This is a genomic window from Bacillus sp. P14.5 (genome assembly GCF_003316765.1).
Classification (GTDB): Bacteria; Bacillota; Bacilli; order Bacillales; family Bacillaceae_B; genus Rossellomorea.
Window position 1 is genome coordinate 15,222 of record NZ_NIJF01000063.1, and the last position, 18,332, is coordinate 33,553.

Consider the following 18,332-nt stretch of genomic DNA (forward strand, 5'->3'; position numbering starts at 1 on the left):
GAAGCAGTTCTGCAGGGTACTTATTTTTTATTTATTTCTCTTCAAGCTGGAAAGAGTTTTGAATTTCTTTAATGATTTTCTCTGCACCTTCACGGCTTAAGATCAATTTTCCGTCAGCAAGCTTGATGTTATCATCAGATACTTCACCTGTTACATGGCAAGTCATGCTAGGTTTATATTTCTTTAAAATGATTCTCTCATCATCCACGTAAATTTCCAAAGAATCCTTTTCTGCAATTCCCAATGTGCGGCGTAATTCAATCGGGATTACTACACGTCCAAGTTCATCGACCTTACGAACAATACCTGTTGATTTCATAATTATTATCCCCTCTCCAAAAAATAGTCTATTTGAATTCGTCATTTTTCGACATATTTTTGATTCTGAATCTATAATAACAGCGATTCCAAAATCCGTCAATAATAATAATTGTAAATTTTTATATTTTAATTTTCGAAATAATGTTGGTGTATTAAGGTTTGAATAGCATTCACGCTTGAAGAATTTCCAATTTATTATTATTATCAGAAAATAAACTTGTGTAAACTAATGTCGAATTATTGGTTTACTAATAGACGTTATTCGACACAATTCGACAAAATGGGCCTTTGAGTGTCGAATGAACTCCTTCTCTGTCTTCAGTTAGTTGCAGAATCAGCTTATTTTAGGTATATTTTGAGGATACAAGAGGTTATGATGTATTTATTGTAGCAGTAATAGAAGCAGGGATATATTTGATTTGAATACAACTGTAAAACAGATAAAATACACATGATATTGATAGTTATAGGGAGGAATTACAAAATGAAGGAAAAGTTGAAAACCTTCTATCTTACGACGCCAATTTATTATCCCAGCGGAAACTTACATATCGGACATGCTTATACAACTGTAGCGGGGGATGCCATGGCCCGTTACAAGAGGATGCGCGGTTTTGATGTCATGTACTTGACCGGTACAGATGAACATGGACAGAAGATCCAAAGAAAAGCGGAAGAAAACGGCATTACTCCTCAGCAGTATGTGGATGGCATTGTTTCAGGCATCCAGGACCTATGGAGCAAGCTGGATATTTCTTATGATGATTTTATCCGCACGACAGAAAATCGCCACAAAGACATTGTCGAAAAAATCTTCAGCCGTCTGCTTGAGCAGGGCGATATTTACCTGGACCAATATGAAGGCTGGTACTGCACACCTTGCGAGTCCTTCTTTACTGAACGCCAGCTTGAAAATGGAAATTGTCCTGACTGCGGGCGCCCTGTTGAAAAAGTAAAAGAAGAATCGTATTTCTTCAAAATGAGTAAATACGCCGACAGGCTTATCCAGTACTACAATGAAAATCCGGAGTTTATCCAGCCGGAGTCCCGGAAGAATGAAATGATCAATAACTTTATCAAGCCAGGCTTGGAAGATCTGGCTGTTTCAAGAACAACATTTGATTGGGGCGTTAAAGTTCCTGGAGATCCCAAACATGTGATCTATGTCTGGATCGATGCGCTTTCCAACTATATCACAGCCCTGGGATACGGAACCGAAGAGGATACAAAGTATCTTAAATATTGGCCGGCCGATGTGCACTTAGTCGGAAAGGAAATTGTCCGTTTCCATACTATTTACTGGCCGATTATGTTAATGGCATTGGATCTTCCGCTTCCTAAAAAAGTCTTCGCTCATGGGTGGCTGCTGATGAAGGACGGGAAAATGTCGAAATCAAAGGGCAATGTTGTTGATCCGGTCACACTGATTGACCGCTATGGATTGGATGCCCTGCGTTATTACCTGCTCCGTGAAGTTCCATTTGGTTCTGACGGTGTATTTACCCCTGAGGGATTTGTCGAACGAATTAACTTCGATCTGGCAAATGATCTTGGAAACCTGCTGAACCGCACCGTGGCTATGATCAATAAGTATTTTGATGGTGAGATTCCGGAATATAAAGGATCAGAGGGGCAGTTTGATAAAGAGCTGCTGGCCGTAAATAACGAAACGGCGAGACAGTATGAAGAGTCGATGGAAAACATGGAATTCTCTGTAGCGTTATCAAGTATTTGGCAGTTGATCAGCCGTACCAATAAGTACATTGACGAAACTCAGCCTTGGGTGCTTGCTAAGGAAGAAGAGAAGAAAGAAGAACTAGGAAGCGTAATGGTTCACCTGGCAGAAACTTTGCGTCGGACAGCAGTCATGCTGCAGCCGTTCCTGACAAGAACTCCAAAGAAAATCTTTGAACAATTGAACTCAGTTCAAGAAGAACTGACAACATGGGAAAGCCTCGAGCAGTTCGGTATGATACCTAAAGGCACCAACGTTGTCCAAAAAGGAGAGCCGATCTTCCCGCGCCTGGATATTGCTGAAGAAGTTGAATACATCCAGGAAAAAATGAGAGGCACAGCACCTCAGCTGCAAGAAGAGGAAAAAGTACAAGAAGAACAGGCCCCTAAAGCCGAAGAAATCACCATTGATGATTTCATGAAAGTTGATTTCAGGGTGGCAACGGTTACCCATGCAGAGCCAGTAAAGAAAGCCGATAAGCTTTTGAAGATACAACTTGATCTTGGCTATGAAAAACGCCAGGTGGTTTCAGGAATTGCTAAATTCTATTCCCCGGAAGAGCTTGTTGGAAAGAAAGTCATTTGTGTGACCAATCTTAAGCCGGTTAAACTTCGCGGCGAATTATCGCAAGGAATGATTCTGGCAGGAGAAAAAGACGGTGTGCTTGCTTTGGCAAGTGTAGATGAATCATTGGCTAATGGAGCAAAAGTGAAGTAATCAGCCGGAAGAGAGTGTTTCACGTGGAACACTCTCTTTCTTTTCCCAAAAAATGTTTAGTAGGTATATGAGAGGGTAACAATAAATTTGCGGTGTACTTGGGAAAAATTTCATTTGTTAAGAAAACGTTACATAAGTGAGAAGCTTGTCATAGAAGAATGTTATAAAATAATACTATTAAAAGGAGTCATATTTATGTTGTTTGATACTCACGTCCATTTGAACGCTGATCAGTTCAGCGAAGATTTAGAGCAAGTCATCGAAAGGGCCCGGAACGAGGGTGTGGAAACCATGGTCGTTGTAGGCTTTGACCGCCCGACAATCAATAAGGCGATGGAGCTTGTTGAGCAATATGAATTTCTCTATGCAGCCATAGGGTGGCATCCGGTCGATGCAGTCGATATGACCGATGATGATTTAAAGTGGATTGAAGAATTGTCATCTCACCCAAAAGTGGTGGCGATTGGTGAAACCGGGCTGGATTATCATTGGGATAAATCGCCAAAAGAAATACAGCAGGAAGTGTTCCGCAAACAGATCAGGCTTGCCAAGAAAGTAGGACTGCCGATCGTCATACATAACCGAGAAGCTACCCAGGATATTGTGGACATATTACAAGAAGAGGACGCTAAAGACGTCGGAGGCATCATGCATTGCTTCAGCGGAAGCCCTGAAACGGCACATGAATGCCTTGAAATGAATTTCCTCATCTCGCTTGGCGGACCAGTAACGTTCAAAAATGCAAAGAAGCCAAAGGAAGTGGCGGAATCAATTCCCCTTGAAAAGCTGCTGATCGAGACGGACTGCCCGTATCTTGCTCCCCATCCCTACAGAGGGAAGCGGAACGAACCCTCTTATGTCCGTCTGGTTGCCGAGCAAATTGCCGAGCTGAAAGGTGTTTCTTTTGAACAGGTTGCTGAAGAAACAACCCGAAATGCAAAAAAATTATTCGGCATAGATTGATAAAAGATTTTGTCGAGGTTTGGGAAAGCTTGTCCTGCTTATGATGAAAAAACTAAAGTTCTACATTTCTCATCTCTTTCATAGGATAACCGTGTCGAGAAGTTATCCTTCCTTTTTTTTATAAGTTTAAGCATAATGGCGATACGTTCCCAAAATTGCTAGACTCATAAACTAAGGGGGTTAGGCTTGACAAGTGTGTTACTAGTCTAATATAATCACTCCGAGAAAAGGAGGCGTTTTTCATGAGTGAAGAAAACATGAAAAACCTGTTTTCCAAGTCGATGAAAAAAAGGAAATGGGCCATTCTGACCGTTAGTATACTAGCCTTTGCGGCAGTATCCGGTTACCTTCTGTTTGAAGGGACAAAGAAGTCGGTTGCACTGACTTTGAATGGCAAAGATCAAGAAGTCAGGACACACGCAAATACCATACAAGATATTTTGCAAGATTTAAAGATTCCTTTGCAATCAGAAGACTATTTGTATCCTACGGGAGCAACCGAGGTTACGAATAACATGAAAGTGGTTTGGGAACCAGCGAAACAGGTAGAGATTAAAGTTGGAAGTGAAACGAAAAAGGTCTGGACAACGGCTGGGACAGTCAAGGAACTGTTGTCTGATGAGAAGGTCGAAATCGGGGAACACGACAAGATTAATCTAAGCCTTGATGAAGAAGTAACAGAGAAAACAAAAGTTGAGATTGCACCTGCATTCCCTATAAAAGTAGTAGACGGGGGAAGCGAAAAGGATGCATGGTCAACTTCGACTACGGTCGCTGACTTTTTAAAGCAACAAGGAATCACACTAACGGATGAAGACCGGGTGGAACCCAATTTAGACACCACTGTTAAAGCAAATGATGTCATAAATGTCGTTCGAGTTGAAAAAGTCACCGATGTAGTGGAAGAACCAAAAGAGTTTGCTGTAGTAACCCGTCAGGACTCTGATCTAACAAAAGGCAAAGAAAAAGTTGTTCAAGACGGAGAACAAGGCTTGATTGAAAAGAAGTTTGAAGTTGTGAAGGAAAATGGCAAAGAGGTATCCCGTAAGCTCATCAGTGAGAAGACGGTCAAAGAAAGCCAGGATAAAATTGTCAGCGTTGGAACAAAGGTATTGGTTGCCCAAGTTTCCCGAGGCAGTTCGTCATCGCCATCCAAAGCTGAAACAAGTTCAGCACCAAGCAGCGGAGGCAATGAGTTCTATGTGAGCTCCACGGCGTACACAGCGGGCTGTAACGGTTGTTCGGGAGTCACGGCTACCGGAATTAATCTCAGGGCAAATCCAGGTGTAAAGGTAATCGCTGTCGATCCTTCGATCATTCCATTGGGAACAAAAGTTTATGTTGACGGCTATGGTTATGCTGTAGCTGCTGACACAGGCGGAGCAATCAAAGGAAATAAGATTGATGTATTCTTCCCTTCCAAGTCCGAGGCTTACCGCTGGGGCAGGAAACAAGTGAAAATTAAAATCTTGAACTAATCCATACTTCAAGGCAGGGGGGTTCCTCCTGCTTTTTTTGTTGTTCAGGGAATCAAGAAAATCAATACAGGTGATTATTTTCAACTATGTTTACCCCATTGAGCTTCAGCACCCAGCCCCTTAGAATCATATAGCCTCATTTGCCATTCTGACTGACCAGGGCTGGCTGGGCTTGTATTCCTTTTAAAGGAGATTCTTAACTTTCTTTTCTCTTTTAGCCTGAAAACGATATAATAAACCTTACAAGCAAAATGCTGTTACTATTTAGACGAATAAGATTACAAAAATGTTTCAATTTTTTTGGAGGAAATATGAAAATTAAAGAAATAATTGTGGTGGAAGGCAGAGACGATACCACCGCCATACGCCGTGCAGTCACTGCAGATACCATCGAAACGAATGGATCAGCTGTATCCGAGGAAACCCTATTAAAGATTAAACATGCCCAGGAAAAGAGAGGGGTCATTATTTTTACTGATCCTGATTACCCTGGTGAACGTATAAGGAAAATAGTGAATGACCACGTGCCGGGATGCAGGCACGCCTTCATCAGGAAAAGTGATGCCCTGCCTAAGAGAGGGAGAGGGATAGGAGTGGAGCATGCGTCCCCTTCTGTTATCCAAGAGGCTCTCAAGGAAGCACACGTAATGAATGAATTACTTGAAGAAGAGATTAGTGTAGATGATCTGATTGCCGCAGGCCTCATCGGCGGAAATAGAGCCAAAATGAGAAGAGAGCGGCTTGGGGAATTGCTGCGGATTGGTTACACCAATGGTAAGCAGCTTCATAAAAGATTGAAAATGTTTGAGATTACGCAAGAGGAATTTGCAGAAGCGATCCAAACTATATTACAGGAGGAAACAGATGCATAAAGATATTGCTACCCCTATAAGGACGAAGGAGATAATGAAAAAGTACGGCTTCTCTTTTAAAAAGAGCCTTGGTCAGAACTTTTTGATTGACCCCAATATATTGAGAAATATCACCGATTATGCAGGTTTGACGAAAAAAACGGCTGTAATAGAGATCGGGCCTGGAATTGGCGCGCTGACGGAACACTTGGCAAGGACGGCTGGAAAAGTACTGGCGTTTGAAATTGATCAAAGACTTCTGCCAATCCTGGCAGACACACTGTCTCCGTATGATAATGTAACCATTGTGAACGAAGATGTTTTAAAAGCGGATGTGCAGGCAATGATTGAGAAGGAATTGGGTGGCTATGAAGAGATCATGGTAGTTGCCAACCTGCCATACTATGTGACAACGCCGATTATTTTGAAGCTTTTAAATGAAGGCCTGCCAATCAAAGGGATATGTGTCATGCTTCAGAAGGAAGTCGGCGACAGGATAGCGGCAAAACCAGGGACTAAAGAATACGGATCGCTCTCGATTGCGATACAATTCTATACACATGCAGAGACGGTGATGATCGTTCCGAAAACAGTATTCATGCCGCAGCCCAACGTGGACTCTGCGGTGATCAGGCTGATGAAGAGGGACAAGCCCGCAGCCCAAGTGGATGATGAGGAGTTTTTCTTCAAAGTGACCAGAGCTTCTTTTGCTCAGAGGCGCAAGACGATTCTCAATAATCTTACAAGCCAGCTTCCGGATGGAAAACAGAAAAAGGATGAAATTACTGCGAGCCTGGAGAGAGCGGGAGTAGACCCGGGGAGAAGGGGAGAGACCCTCAGCATTCAAGAGTTTGCTAATCTCAGTAATGAGCTTCTTCCTCACTTTCAATAAGCCTGTTACTGTAAAAATTGTTGCTGTAGAAAAAATCCCAAGAACCGGGTTTTTTTCCGGATACTAAGGATTTTTCTCTAATTAAAGGGAAGCACCTCTTTTCTTTCGGTGAATTATGGCATTGTCTTACGAAATAAAATTTTAAGAAGAAAAGCTTCAATTAAGAACAAAGGACCGGTTATCTGCCGGTCCTTTGTTCTTTTATTGCAGACTTATGAATACGCTGTGTAAGAGAGATGTTTTCCGTTCGCTCTTTTCGCGAGGATTATGGCTGCTTTATAAGGGATGGATTTGCGCACCAAGCGGCTGGACGAGACGCTTGCGCTTTTTTTATTGTCCTTTATGTAATACGTTGGTTGCACTCAAATGATTTCCATCGGGATCTTTAAATCCAAATCCCCCAAATCCATTATCAGGATTGATATTCAAAGGACCTGTTTCGATATTCTTCTCTTTCAGCCAGCTGTGGAATCCTTTTAAGTCGGCTGTATAGAAATCGATGATACTGTGCTCAATACCGTTATGGGAATTCTTGAAGAATAAACGGTTCGTTTGCTCGGTTTCAACCAGGAAAATGGTAGGCACCCCTTTTTTGCTGAATGTCAGCATAGCATTCCTTTCGCCTTTGAACTCGACTTCGGCGCCTGCTACCTCTACATAAAATGGAATGGCCGCTTCAAGGCTTCTAACCGGAATTTCCAATGTGGCTATGTGTGAAATGAATTCAGACATCTGCTTGCCCTCCTTAATTATAATATCTACTATTTTCGATGAATCTTTTAAATTCCCTTCCATGTTTACCCATTATTTTATAAAGACACCGATTTTCGGGCAGGTGCATAGGTTACTAAAGGAAGATTTATTTAAAGGATGTACTATCCAATGGAGTTGACGCCAGTGAAATTAGAGGTCAATGCCATCGTCGGCCGGAAGTCTCATCAGTGCGATATACTTTTTCGCATAATCGACATCATGGAGTCAGGCGGCCGTAAAACGGCGATATTATATGGGGAAGATTACAGGCTTGTAGCAGATGCGCCGCTTGAAGACCTGGAGCTTATCGATCCTCGAGAATATAAGCGGAGGACCATGGAGTTCAGATCAATGGAAGAACAATCGCTGGAGTTGTTCCAGCAGGATATCGACCTGCAGAAACAGAAGCAGGAGTACTATTCGACCAATGCATATCGTGAAGAGTACAATTACTTCCAGATTCCCGGGAAAGTGCTTCACCTTGATGGAGACCAGTCGTATCTCCAAAAGTGTCTTGATTTATATGAAAGAATAGGTGTTCCCGTCACGGGGGTTCATTGCAATGAAAAAGAAATGCCTCAGAGAATTGGGGCTCTTATTGATCGGCACCGGCCTGATATCCTCGTGATCACCGGTCATGATGCCTACACAAAAGCAAAGGGCAAGAAATCGGATATAAACGCTTACCGCCATTCCCGTTACTTCGTCAACACCGTGAAGGAAGCAAGGAGGCGGGTGCCGCACCTTGATCAGCTTGTCATCTTTGCTGGTGCCTGCCAATCACATTTTGAATCCTTGATCCATGCGGGAGCCAACTTTGCGAGCTCTCCGCTGCGAGTCAATATACACGCATTGGACCCTGTCTATATTGTGGCCAAGATCAGTTTTACCGCCTTTACCGAACCTGTCAATGTATGGGATATATTAAGAAACACTCTCACAGGCGATAAAGGACTTGGCGGAATAGAGACCCGGGGTGTATTAAGAACTGGAATGCCCTATAAGCCAGTGGAAGATGAGTAAATAGTCAGCCGTATGGAAAACATTCTTTACGGCTTCTTTCCATTAGGCTCTTTTCGTAAACTTTGTTGCTATTTAATATGTAATTCGGAAAATAATGCCGGAATTCCCCCGAAATATCCTGGTAATCAAGAAAGAAAAGAGCTGCACCCTCCGTTTATAGAGGAAATTCTTCGTATCCGGGGATATCCGAAAGCAGCAATCAATGCGAAAACAGCCTTCTATTAATTAATTCAATCTTGGCTCAAATCTTGCGGTAATATTTCAATTGTGACATGTGTCATTTTAGTAAAAACAGGGTAAATACAAAGACATAATTTTCCGATCAAAACTGCAGGAAATAAAAGAGGGGCTGAAAAGACTTTTCGACAAAATCTTTGAATACATCGATGATTTTGCTGCAATAAATCCCTTACATATTAAGTTTAATTTAGGGGAATGCTAAACTTGTTGAAAAAAAACACATTTTGTTGGTTGAAAAGCATTGACAGGGATTTAAAGTTATTGATAAAATTATAAATTTATTTGACTTTCGATACATAAAGTGTTATACTAATTATAGTGAGGTGGAAGCGTAATGCCAAAAACATTAGCCGACATAAAAAAATCCCTTGATTCTAATTTAGGAAAACGCTTGATGCTTAAAGCCAATGGCGGACGTCGTAAAACAATCGAACGGTCAGGTGTACTAGCGGAAACTTACCCTTCAGTATTCGTCGTTCAATTAGATCAAGATGAGAATGCGTTTGAAAGAGTTTCTTACAGCTATGCAGATGTACTCACAGATACAGTTGAGTTAACTTTCTATGATGAAGCAGCAGGAGCAATGATCCTCGAGCAGTAGACTAACATGTTTACTGCTTTTTTATTTTGTTCAAAATAACTTCAAGCACCCATTGATTTTCTGTAAACTTGAAGACATTTCAGAAAAGCACCGGCTTCTTGAAGGTACATAAAAGTTGGTCTTTCCCTATAAACAGCCGCTGGTTGATAAATCGAACAGTGGAATATCAGGGTATAATCTCCTCGTAACAAGTATCAGCTTTCTGCTCATACTAAAGATGCGGCCCTTAATAAGGAGGAATCATAATGAGCAGAAGACGAGGCATGATGTCCAAGCGTTTGAAGGAAGAGATTGCAAAGGAACTTGGGTTTTATGACACTGTCCAGCAGGAAGGCTGGGGAGGCATTAAATCGAAAGATGCCGGTAATATGGTGAAGAGAGCTGTAGAAATTGCACAAAGAGGGATGACCAATAAAGATTCCTGAACTCCTGAGAAATCAATTGCTGATTTGCCGCGATGAGAAGGACCGGTTTCTACAGAAGGAAATCTTCTGGCCGGTCCTTTTTCTGTTTTATATTCCTGTATAAAACGCAGTATCTCTCCAAAAATAATCATTACATATGAATATCTTTCCTATAAAAGGCTAGCATGAAAGTAACTGTACAAAAAAGTGGGGGTTTTGCAGCATGCCAAAGAAGGAATATGCTAAAATAGTTTCCATAGATATTTCCATGGAAAGTATAAAAACGAACGAATCGGGCATTCGACCATTAATCATTGGTGTTTAACAATGCGAAGGGAATGTTCATTGAATTGGTTTGTATAAAAGTAGGTGATTTTTTTGAGAACGTTAGTAAAGGCGCCGGCCAAGATCAACCTTACTCTTGATGTCCATCATAAGCGTCCGGATGGATATCATGAAGTCGAGATGATCATGACCACGATTGATCTGGCTGACCGCATAGAGTTAAGTGAGCTAAAGGATGACAGAATCACTATCCTGTCCCACAACCGGTTTGTGCCGGATGACCAGCGGAATTTAGCTTACCAGGCAGCCCATTTATTGAAGAAAAGACTTGGAATTAAAAAGGAGTTTCAATATCCATTGATAAGGTAATTCCTGTAGCTGCAGGGCTTGCAGGCGGAAGCAGTGATGCTGCGGCTACCCTAAGGGGACTGAATGATCTTTGGGAGCTGGGTCTGTCACTGGATGAACTTGCAGCTCTTGGCTCAGAAATCGGTTCGGACGTATCCTTCTGTGTCTATGGCGGAACTGCGCTGGCAAAAGGAAGAGGAGAACAGATACAGCATATCAAAGCTCCGCCGAACTGCTGGGTGATCTTAGCAAAGCCGTCAATTGGTGTTTCAACAGGTGATGTCTATAAGAACCTTAACCTGGACGGAGTCCGCCACCCAGATACCAAGGGAATGCTTTCAGCCCTTGAAAACGGGGATTATGATTCAATGTGCAGAAACTTGGGAAACGTACTGGAATCTGTCACTTTGAAGATGCACCCTGAAGTTCAGCAGATCAAAGAGCAAATGGAGCGGTTCGGAGCGGATGCCGTATTGATGAGCGGCAGCGGACCCACTGTATTCGGACTTGTCCATTATGAATCGAAGCTGCCAAGGATATACAATGGGCTTCGCGGTTTTTGTGACCAGGTTTTTGCCGTAAGAATGCAAGGTGATCGAAATCCTCTTGCTTAAATCCGTATATTAATGATATATTTAGCGTATAATATTCGGATTTAAGGAGGTTGAAGTTGGATTGAAATTTAAAAGAAGTGAACGGTTAATTGATATGACGCACTATATGGTTGAACGCCCGCATCAATTAGTGCCGCTCACGTTTTTTTCTGAGCGTTACAGTTCTGCTAAATCATCCATCAGTGAAGATCTTGGGATCATTAAGGAAACATTTGAGACTCGGGGAATCGGGAAGGTACAGACTGTTCCTGGTGCTGCGGGTGGAGTGAAATATATTCCTAAAGTAAGTTCACCTGACGCAAAGCAAGTTATCGGGGAATTGTGTGAGCACTTGGCTAATCCTGAGAGGCTTCTGCCGGGCGGTTATTTATATATGACTGACCTGCTGGGAAATCCCCGGGCAATGGACAAGGTCGGAAAACTTTTTGCCTCTGCTTTCAGTGACAGTGATATTGATGTCATCATGACGGTGGCTACAAAAGGCATACCGATTGCCCATGCGATAGCCAGCCATATGAACGTTCCCGTTGTGATTGTGAGAAGAGACAGCAAAGTGACAGAAGGTTCAACCGTCAGCATCAATTACGTTTCGGGTTCCAACAAGCGGATCCAGACAATGGTCCTTTCTAAAAGAAGTCTAAAGGAAGGCTCAAAGGTCCTGGTTGTCGATGACTTCATGAAGGCAGGAGGCACAGTGAACGGAATGAAAAACCTTCTGGAAGAGTTCTCTGCCGAATTATCCGGCATCGCTGTCCTGGTAGAGGCAGAAAATGCGGATGAGCGTCTCGTAGATGAATATATTTCACTAGTTAAGTTGTCTGATGTGGATGTCAAAGAAAAGCAGATTAATGTTTCTGAAGGAAATTACTTTAAGTCGAATATTTCATTTCTTGAAATGGGAGGAAACTAATATGAGAAGCATTTCCACTTCAAAAGCCCCGGCTGCAATAGGCCCTTATTCTCAAGGAATCATTGTCAACAACCTGTTCTACAGTTCAGGGCAGATTCCTCTGACAGCAGAAGGCGCTATGATTGAAGGTTCTGTAGAGGAACAGACTCATCAAGTCTTCAAGAACCTCAAAGCAGTACTGGAAGAAGCAGGAGCCTCACTTGATACAGTCGTGAAGGCAACGGTGTTTATAAAGGATATGAACGACTTTGGAGCGATTAACGAAGTGTATGGACAGTACTTCGATACACATAAACCGGCAAGGTCTTGTGTGGAAGTTGCACGCCTGCCGAAAGATGCCCTGGTTGAGATTGAAGTAATTGCCCTAATTAAATAAGAATCAGGAACGAAGAAAAACAGGCAGTGCACAAAGGCACTGCCTGTTTTTTATTAACTTTTTTAGGCTCTTTTCGTAAACTTTGTTGCTATTTAATATAAATTTCGAAAAAACATCACTAAAATTCACCTAAATATCCTGGTAATCAAGAAAGAAAAGAGCTACTCGCCCCGTTAAGAGAGATAAACATTAATATTCAGGGGAAAAATCCGGCTCTTGGGATTTTTCCGAAAGCAACAATCTATACTAAAACAGCCTTTTTAAAAAAACCTAATTTCTTATTTGATTAATATTCCCTATAGATCAAGGGCTGAAACCATCTTTTTACTCGAAAATTCAAAAAAAACGAAAAGATTTCAAAAAATTTTACAAATTAAGAAGGAATTGAGAAAAATTCGTTGAATATTTTAAGTAGATTTCATCTAGGGGAAAAGGTGGTGAACACAATGGAAGTAACAGATGTCAGATTACGCCGTGTGAATACCGATGGTCGAATGAGAGCCATTGCTTCCATAACACTGGACAATGAATTTGTCGTACACGACATTCGTGTAATTGACGGTAATAACGGTTTGTTTGTGGCAATGCCGAGCAAAAGAACTCCAGATGGAGAATTCCGGGATATCGCTCATCCTATCAATTCAGGTACACGCGGAAAGATACAAGAAGCCGTTCTTACAGAATATCATCGTTTAGGTGAATTGGAAGAAGTGGAACTCGAAGAAGCTGGAAGTGCTTCTTAATAGAATATTGACAGCAGGAGCCTACTTCTATAGTAAGGCTCTTTTTTTCTGCCCTTCTCGGCAAGCCTGGTAAAGCATTTCCTGCACCGTTCACGTGCTATTTCCAACAATATACAGCAAACTGCCTTCTATTTTAAAAATAGATGCAATCTGCCCAACTAAATCAACCTTCCGTTGTCAAATATGTGTATTTTACAGAGATTCCTTGAAATATATAGGTTTTTAGGATATATTCGTAATGGAAAAAAGGATAATGGAGGGCCCTATATATATGACTAATAGATACGCCGTTATTTTAGCAGCAGGACAGGGAACCAGAATGAAATCCAAGCTATATAAAGTATTGCACCCGGTTTGTGACAAACCGATGGTAGAACATGTCGTTGATCAAATTTCGACTCTTGATATAAATAAAACTGTTACAATCGTCGGCCATGGAGCTGAACTTGTTCAGACCCACCTCGAGGGGAAAAGTCAATTTGCTCTCCAGGAGGAACAACTCGGGACTGCTCACGCTGTCATGCAGGCGGAGGAAGTGCTGAGCGGACTTGAAGGCACTACCCTGGTTGTCTGCGGAGATACACCGCTTATTAAAGGGGAAACTATGGAAGCGCTTTTAAAGCACCATGGTGAATTGCAGGCAAAAGCAACCATCCTTACCGGAAAACCTGAAGATGCGGCTGGCTATGGCAGGATCATCCGCAATGAAGAAGGCCTCGTGGAAAAGATCGTGGAGCACAAAGATGCTTCAAAAGAAGAACGCCTGGTGAAGGAAATCAACACAGGTACTTACTGCTTCGATAACAAAGCCCTTTTTGAAGCATTGAAAAAAGTTTCTAATGACAATAGCCAGGGCGAATACTACTTGCCGGATGTCATTGAAATTCTTAAAGCCGAAGGTGAGGTCGTCAGTGCTTATCAAACAGACGACTTTGAAGAGACACTCGGTGTTAATGATCGTGTGGCATTGTCCCAAGCGGAGCAAATCATGAAGAAGCGCATCAACGAAAAACATATGCGAAACGGCGTTACCTTCATTGATGCGAATACGACGTATATCGGAGCGGACGTGCAAATCGGCCGTGATACAGTACTTCAGCCGGGCACAGTAATCCAAGGCAATACAGTGATTGGTGAAGATAATGTCATTGGGCCGCATACGGAAATTAAAGACTGCACAATCGGAAACAATACAGTGATCAAGCAATCTGTAGCGCATGACAGCGAGATTGGCTCAGATGTTAATATCGGACCATACGCTCATATCCGTCCACAATCACAGGTCATGGATGAAGTTAAAATCGGTAACTTTGTCGAATTGAAAAAAGTGACCTTCGGAAAAGGCAGTAAAGCCTCCCACCTGAGCTATATAGGAGATGCTGAAGTAGGAGAGGACGTCAATATCGGCTGTGGATCCATCACGGTCAACTACGATGGAAAGAATAAACATCTGACCAAGATTGAAGACGGCGTTTTTGTCGGCTGTAATTCAAACCTCGTGGCTCCTGTGAATATTGGAAAAGGCGCTTACGTGGCAGCCGGCTCCACGATTACCCAAGATGTGCCGGGAGAATCCCTTTCAATTGCCAGAGCCCGTCAAGTGAATAAAGAGAACTACGTCAATAAATTAAATCTTAACAACAACTAATTTTGGAGGTTGCCATGCCTAACAGTTACTCTAATTCTAAACTGAAAATCTTTTCTTTGAATTCAAACCCTGCGCTTGCTGAGGAAATCGCGAAAGAAGTAGGGATACCGCTTGGTCAATGTACAGTAAAACAATTCAGTGACGGAGAAATCCAGATCAACATTGAAGAAAGTATCCGCGGCTGTGATGTATTCGTCATCCAATCCACCAGCGCCCCTGTTAACGAAAATCTGATGGAACTGCTCATCATGGTAGATGCCCTTAAGAGAGCTTCTGCCAAAACAATCAACATCGTCATGCCTTACTATGGTTATGCGAGACAGGATCGTAAAGCACGTGCGCGTGAACCAATTACAGCGAAACTTGTAGCGAATCTTCTCGAAACTGCTGGTGCTACACGCGTTATCACGCTTGATCTTCATGCGCCGCAAATTCAAGGGTTCTTTGATATCCTGATCGACCATCTGATGGGAGTTCCGATCCTGGGAGATTATTTCTTGGAAAAAGGATTCAAATCAGAAGACGTCGTCATTGTATCCCCTGACCATGGCGGGGTGACGAGGGCCCGCAAACTGGCGGAAAGATTGAAAGCACCGATCGCCATCATCGATAAGCGCCGTCCTAAACCGAACGTTTCAGAAGTCATGAACATCGTCGGTAACATTGATGGAAAAATTGCGATCTTGATTGATGATATCATCGATACAGCAGGCACCATTACGCTTGGAGCCAACGCCCTTGTGGAAAATGGAGCAAGAGAAGTTTACGCTTGCTGTACACACCCTGTACTTTCAGGGCCTGCCATCGAACGAATTCAAAATTCAAAAATCAAAGAATTGGTTGTAACAAACTCCATTCCTTTAGCTGAAGAGAAAATGATTGATAAAATTGAACAGCTTTCTGTTGCCCCTCTTATCGGTGAAGCCATCATCCGTGTTTATGAGCAGCAATCAGTGAGTACATTGTTTGATTGATCACTAATTAATAAGGTAAGTGCGGTAAACGCCTGGTATTGAACCGCAATCAAAAAGCAGTGTGATTCGTTTATACGAATGCGCACTGCTTTTTCTTTTGCTCTGCTTTTTTTAGGGGAAAGGTGTGCTTGAGAGGGGTTTTGAGAGACACCAGGGTCCAATTTCTCAGCGTCAGGTGTCCTTCAGAAAGAGCCCGAGAGTTACCAGCTTCCTATGTACCAAACGCACTTACTCTGCCTCAAATCATTCAACACCATAAGAGCAAAAAAGCCCAAGAAATAAAGGTAAATTAAGAAGAACCTGTTTAATATTCCCTGCTTTAGGGTATTTTCTATAGAGAGACTAATATAGATAACTGAGGAAGGGGTTTTATTCATGGCTGTAGAATTGAAAGCTAGTGGCCGCACAGGCGACAAAAGATCTGATTTAACCAAACTTCGACATCAAGGGAGTATTCCTGCAGTAGTGTACGGATATAAAGTCGACAATACACCGATTTCCATCGATTCGATCGCGTTTATTAAAACAATGAGAGAGGCCGGACGAAATGGTATCATCTCTCTGGATATCGATGGGAAGAAACAAAATGTAGTCCTGAGTGACTATCAGCAGGATCATATTAAGGATGCCGTCATCCATGCCGATTTCCTTGCTGTCAATATGTCCACTGAAATGGATGCTGATGTACGTGTGGAACTTGTAGGTGAATCTGCGGGCGTCAAAGATGGCGGTGTTTTACAGCAGCCGCTGCATGATGTTTCCGTAACGGCGAAACCATCAGATATCCCTGACAGCGTTGAAGTTGATATTTCTGAATTGCAAGTTGGGGACAGCATTACAGTGGGAGATATTAAAGGCAACTTTTCTTTCACAATCAATACAGAAGATGATATGACAATTGCCTCTGTCCTTGCACCTCGCCAGGAGGAAGAAATCAGCTCTGGTGAAGAACAGGAACCAGGCACTCCTGAAAATGAGGAAGGCCGGGAAACGGAAGCAAGCGGTGAGAGTGAAGGAAAAGAATGATAAAATAAATATTTCAGGCGCAGCCTTTTGCGGGTTGCGTCTTTTATAGTTTATGCTTATGGTATTGATAGTGCATGAAAATGAGGTGAAACTATGAAATTAATCGTTGGGCTGGGCAATCCTGGATCGCAATATGACCGTACCAGGCATAATATAGGCTTTGAAATTATAGATGAACTGGCGAAGAGGTTCGGCAGTCCCTTAAATCAATCGAAATTCAAAGGGATCTACACGAGTATCCATCATAATGGAGAAAAGGTCATATTACTTAAACCTCTTACATATATGAACTTATCGGGAGAAAGCGTAGTACCGCTGATGGATTACTTCGATATTAATGAAGAAGACCTGTTGGTGATTTATGACGATTTAGACTTACCCGTGGGGAAAATCAGGCTTCGCCAAAAAGGAAGTCCTGGGGGCCATAATGGTATGAAGTCCATAATCGCTCATTTGGGAACACAGCAATTCAACAGAATAAGAGTAGGCATTGACCGGCCGCCGAGCGGAATGAAGGTGCCTGATTATGTTTTGGGGAAGTTTGCCCCTGAGGAGTGGGAAACCATGCAGGATGTCATTGCTTCGAGCACAGCTGCTTGTGAAGAGTGGCTCGGAAAGCCTTTCCTTGAGGTCATGAATAAGTTTAACTGATTATAGAACTGTATAACTCCTTCCGAACACGTTCATAATAATGACAGCAGAGTTTTGGAGGAGGAAGATTATGGCGATACATTATCATTGCCGCCATTGCGGTTATAAAGTCGGGAGCTTGGATCAGGTCTCCTTACATTCAGAGCAGGTCGGTCTGCATAAACTTACTGATGAGGACCGCTTGGATATGGTATCATATGAACAAAATGGAGATATCCATATCAAGACAATTTGCGAAGACTGTCAGGAATCACTCAATCGCAACCCGGATTACCATCAATCAGATTACCTTATTCATTAAGGGGGCTTTGGTCTATGCCAAAGCATTTTTCTGTTGAGATGGACAGGTTTATAATTAAAAGGAACGGTTTCCAACGTTGCTTTTTATAAGCTGATTGTTTTTTGATAGACTATCAGCTGAAACACACTAATTTTCACAAGATCACTGCGATGATGCGGGATTATTTAGATGCTTGGGAAATCACATCAACTTTACTGGAAAACTTCATAGGTATGATAGCCGAGTCTAGCCCCTCGGGGTCAAATAACCCAAAGAGAATAAAAGGAAAGACCGCCTTTTTTTCTCTTTGGAACATTTGCCTGTCGGGGCTGGTCAAGGCGCTTACGCTTTTGTTCCGTCCAGCTGCAGCGCCTAGCCCCTCGGGGTCAAATAACCCAAAGAGAATAAAAGGAAAGACCGCCTTTTTTTCTCTTTGGAACATTTGCCTGTCGGGGCTGATCAAGGCGCTTACGCTTTTGTTCATAAATAGAAAAGTAAA

General features: G+C 42.4%; 19 protein-coding genes and 1 pseudogene. 17 read left to right on the plus strand and 3 right to left on the minus strand.

What is annotated here, in order from left to right:
• Positions 1-31: 31 nt before the first annotated feature.
• The gene (locus B9Z54_RS09470) at positions 32-325 is read right to left on the minus strand and encodes an AbrB/MazE/SpoVT family DNA-binding domain-containing protein (protein ID WP_187444486.1); all 294 of its coding nucleotides are present in this window, start codon (positions 323-325) and stop codon (positions 32-34) included.
• 480 nt (positions 326-805) lie between these two features.
• On the opposite strand from B9Z54_RS09470, the gene metG reads away from it, so the two are divergent.
• From metG to rsmA, 5 genes are all read left to right on the plus strand, one after another.
• Positions 806-2,773, plus strand: coding sequence for a methionine--tRNA ligase (gene metG, locus B9Z54_RS09475; protein WP_113928167.1), 1,968 nt, complete (start codon positions 806-808; stop codon positions 2,771-2,773).
• A gap of 195 nt (positions 2,774-2,968) precedes the next feature.
• The gene (locus B9Z54_RS09480; RefSeq protein WP_113928168.1) at positions 2,969-3,736 is read left to right on the plus strand and encodes a TatD family hydrolase; all 768 of its coding nucleotides are present in this window, start codon (positions 2,969-2,971) and stop codon (positions 3,734-3,736) included.
• Between the two features lie 242 nt (positions 3,737-3,978).
• Positions 3,979-5,214 (plus strand): G5 and 3D domain-containing protein, encoded by a 1,236-nt coding sequence (locus B9Z54_RS09485; RefSeq protein WP_113928169.1) that lies wholly within the window; start codon positions 3,979-3,981, stop codon positions 5,212-5,214.
• A gap of 311 nt (positions 5,215-5,525) precedes the next feature.
• Positions 5,526-6,086, plus strand: coding sequence for a ribonuclease M5 (rnmV, locus tag B9Z54_RS09490; RefSeq protein WP_113928170.1), 561 nt, complete (start codon positions 5,526-5,528; stop codon positions 6,084-6,086).
• A complete protein-coding gene (gene rsmA / locus B9Z54_RS09495) occupies positions 6,079-6,957 on the plus strand; it encodes a 16S rRNA (adenine(1518)-N(6)/adenine(1519)-N(6))-dimethyltransferase RsmA (RefSeq protein WP_113928171.1) in 879 nt (292 codons plus the stop codon). Before rnmV ends, rsmA begins: the two co-directional genes overlap by 8 nt.
• Before the next feature lie 330 nt (positions 6,958-7,287).
• Here the strand turns inward: rsmA and B9Z54_RS09500 are convergent, their stop codons facing one another.
• Positions 7,288-7,689, minus strand: coding sequence for a VOC family protein (locus tag B9Z54_RS09500; RefSeq protein ID WP_113928172.1), 402 nt, complete (start codon positions 7,687-7,689; stop codon positions 7,288-7,290).
• Between the two features lie 138 nt (positions 7,690-7,827).
• On the opposite strand from B9Z54_RS09500, the gene yabG reads away from it, so the two are divergent.
• The 12 genes and pseudogenes from yabG (at position 7,828) to fin (ending at position 17,854) form a co-directional block, all read left to right on the plus strand.
• Positions 7,828-8,733, plus strand: a complete 906-nt coding sequence (gene yabG, locus B9Z54_RS09505; RefSeq protein ID WP_275887802.1) for a sporulation peptidase YabG — start codon at positions 7,828-7,830, stop codon at positions 8,731-8,733.
• Positions 8,734-9,307: 574 nt separating this feature from the next.
• A complete protein-coding gene (gene veg, locus B9Z54_RS09515) occupies positions 9,308-9,574 on the plus strand; it encodes a biofilm formation stimulator Veg (RefSeq protein WP_006837798.1) in 267 nt (88 codons plus the stop codon).
• Between the two features lie 245 nt (positions 9,575-9,819).
• Entirely contained in the window at positions 9,820-9,999 is a 180-nt protein-coding gene (locus tag B9Z54_RS09520) for a small, acid-soluble spore protein, alpha/beta type (protein WP_113928175.1), read from the plus strand.
• Between the two features lie 357 nt (positions 10,000-10,356).
• A pseudogene (gene ispE, locus B9Z54_RS09525) lies at positions 10,357-11,225 on the plus strand (4-(cytidine 5'-diphospho)-2-C-methyl-D-erythritol kinase).
• Between the two features lie 61 nt (positions 11,226-11,286).
• Positions 11,287-12,135 (plus strand): pur operon repressor, encoded by an 849-nt coding sequence (gene purR, locus B9Z54_RS09530; RefSeq protein ID WP_113928176.1) that lies wholly within the window; start codon positions 11,287-11,289, stop codon positions 12,133-12,135.
• A 1-nt stretch (position 12,136) separates the two neighbouring features.
• Complete coding sequence (locus B9Z54_RS09535; RefSeq protein ID WP_113928177.1) at positions 12,137-12,511, plus strand: RidA family protein; 375 nt, start codon at positions 12,137-12,139, stop codon at positions 12,509-12,511.
• A gap of 446 nt (positions 12,512-12,957) precedes the next feature.
• Positions 12,958-13,254, plus strand: coding sequence for a septation regulator SpoVG (gene spoVG / locus B9Z54_RS09540; protein WP_113928178.1), 297 nt, complete (start codon positions 12,958-12,960; stop codon positions 13,252-13,254).
• 271 nt (positions 13,255-13,525) lie between these two features.
• Positions 13,526-14,902: a bifunctional UDP-N-acetylglucosamine diphosphorylase/glucosamine-1-phosphate N-acetyltransferase GlmU gene (gene glmU, locus B9Z54_RS09545; RefSeq protein WP_113928209.1), complete on the plus strand. Its 1,377-nt coding sequence runs from the start codon at positions 13,526-13,528 to the stop codon at positions 14,900-14,902.
• Positions 14,903-14,916: 14 nt separating this feature from the next.
• Entirely contained in the window at positions 14,917-15,876 is a 960-nt protein-coding gene (locus tag B9Z54_RS09550) for a ribose-phosphate diphosphokinase (RefSeq protein WP_113928179.1), read from the plus strand.
• 375 nt (positions 15,877-16,251) lie between these two features.
• Complete coding sequence (locus B9Z54_RS09555) at positions 16,252-16,902, plus strand: 50S ribosomal protein L25/general stress protein Ctc (RefSeq protein ID WP_113928180.1); 651 nt, start codon at positions 16,252-16,254, stop codon at positions 16,900-16,902.
• A gap of 93 nt (positions 16,903-16,995) precedes the next feature.
• Positions 16,996-17,553, plus strand: coding sequence for an aminoacyl-tRNA hydrolase (gene pth / locus B9Z54_RS09560; RefSeq protein WP_113928181.1), 558 nt, complete (start codon positions 16,996-16,998; stop codon positions 17,551-17,553).
• 70 nt (positions 17,554-17,623) lie between these two features.
• A complete protein-coding gene (fin, locus tag B9Z54_RS09565; protein WP_113928182.1) occupies positions 17,624-17,854 on the plus strand; it encodes an anti-sigma-F factor Fin in 231 nt (76 codons plus the stop codon).
• A 160-nt stretch (positions 17,855-18,014) separates the two neighbouring features.
• Here fin and B9Z54_RS25650 read toward each other — a convergent pair whose 3' ends face one another.
• On the minus strand, positions 18,015-18,317 hold the full coding sequence (locus B9Z54_RS25650; RefSeq protein WP_240189870.1) for a hypothetical protein: 303 nt from the start codon (positions 18,315-18,317) through the stop codon (positions 18,015-18,017).
• Positions 18,318-18,332: the final 15 nt, after the last annotated feature.

Excerpts from the sequence above, each read along its gene's own strand:
- metG (WP_113928167.1), top strand. The coding sequence starts at position 806 with ATGAAGGAAAAGTTGAAAACCTTCTATCTTACGACGCCAATTTATTAT.
- B9Z54_RS09480 (WP_113928168.1), top strand. The coding sequence starts at position 2,969 with ATGTTGTTTGATACTCACGTCCATTTGAACGCTGATCAGTTCAGCGAA.
- B9Z54_RS09485 (WP_113928169.1), top strand. The coding sequence starts at position 3,979 with ATGAGTGAAGAAAACATGAAAAACCTGTTTTCCAAGTCGATGAAAAAA.
- rnmV (WP_113928170.1), top strand. The coding sequence starts at position 5,526 with ATGAAAATTAAAGAAATAATTGTGGTGGAAGGCAGAGACGATACCACC.
- rsmA (WP_113928171.1), top strand. The coding sequence starts at position 6,079 with ATGCATAAAGATATTGCTACCCCTATAAGGACGAAGGAGATAATGAAA.
- B9Z54_RS09500 (WP_113928172.1), bottom strand. The coding sequence starts at position 7,689 with ATGTCTGAATTCATTTCACACATAGCCACATTGGAAATTCCGGTTAGA.
- yabG (WP_275887802.1), top strand. The coding sequence starts at position 7,828 with ATGTACTATCCAATGGAGTTGACGCCAGTGAAATTAGAGGTCAATGCC.
- veg (WP_006837798.1), top strand. The coding sequence starts at position 9,308 with ATGCCAAAAACATTAGCCGACATAAAAAAATCCCTTGATTCTAATTTA.
- B9Z54_RS09520 (WP_113928175.1), top strand. The coding sequence starts at position 9,820 with ATGAGCAGAAGACGAGGCATGATGTCCAAGCGTTTGAAGGAAGAGATT.
- B9Z54_RS09535 (WP_113928177.1), top strand. The coding sequence starts at position 12,137 with ATGAGAAGCATTTCCACTTCAAAAGCCCCGGCTGCAATAGGCCCTTAT.
- spoVG (WP_113928178.1), top strand. The coding sequence starts at position 12,958 with ATGGAAGTAACAGATGTCAGATTACGCCGTGTGAATACCGATGGTCGA.
- glmU (WP_113928209.1), top strand. The coding sequence starts at position 13,526 with ATGACTAATAGATACGCCGTTATTTTAGCAGCAGGACAGGGAACCAGA.
- B9Z54_RS09550 (WP_113928179.1), top strand. The coding sequence starts at position 14,917 with ATGCCTAACAGTTACTCTAATTCTAAACTGAAAATCTTTTCTTTGAAT.
- B9Z54_RS09555 (WP_113928180.1), top strand. The coding sequence starts at position 16,252 with ATGGCTGTAGAATTGAAAGCTAGTGGCCGCACAGGCGACAAAAGATCT.
- pth (WP_113928181.1), top strand. The coding sequence starts at position 16,996 with ATGAAATTAATCGTTGGGCTGGGCAATCCTGGATCGCAATATGACCGT.
- fin (WP_113928182.1), top strand. The coding sequence starts at position 17,624 with ATGGCGATACATTATCATTGCCGCCATTGCGGTTATAAAGTCGGGAGC.
- B9Z54_RS25650 (WP_240189870.1), bottom strand. The coding sequence starts at position 18,317 with ATGAACAAAAGCGTAAGCGCCTTGATCAGCCCCGACAGGCAAATGTTC.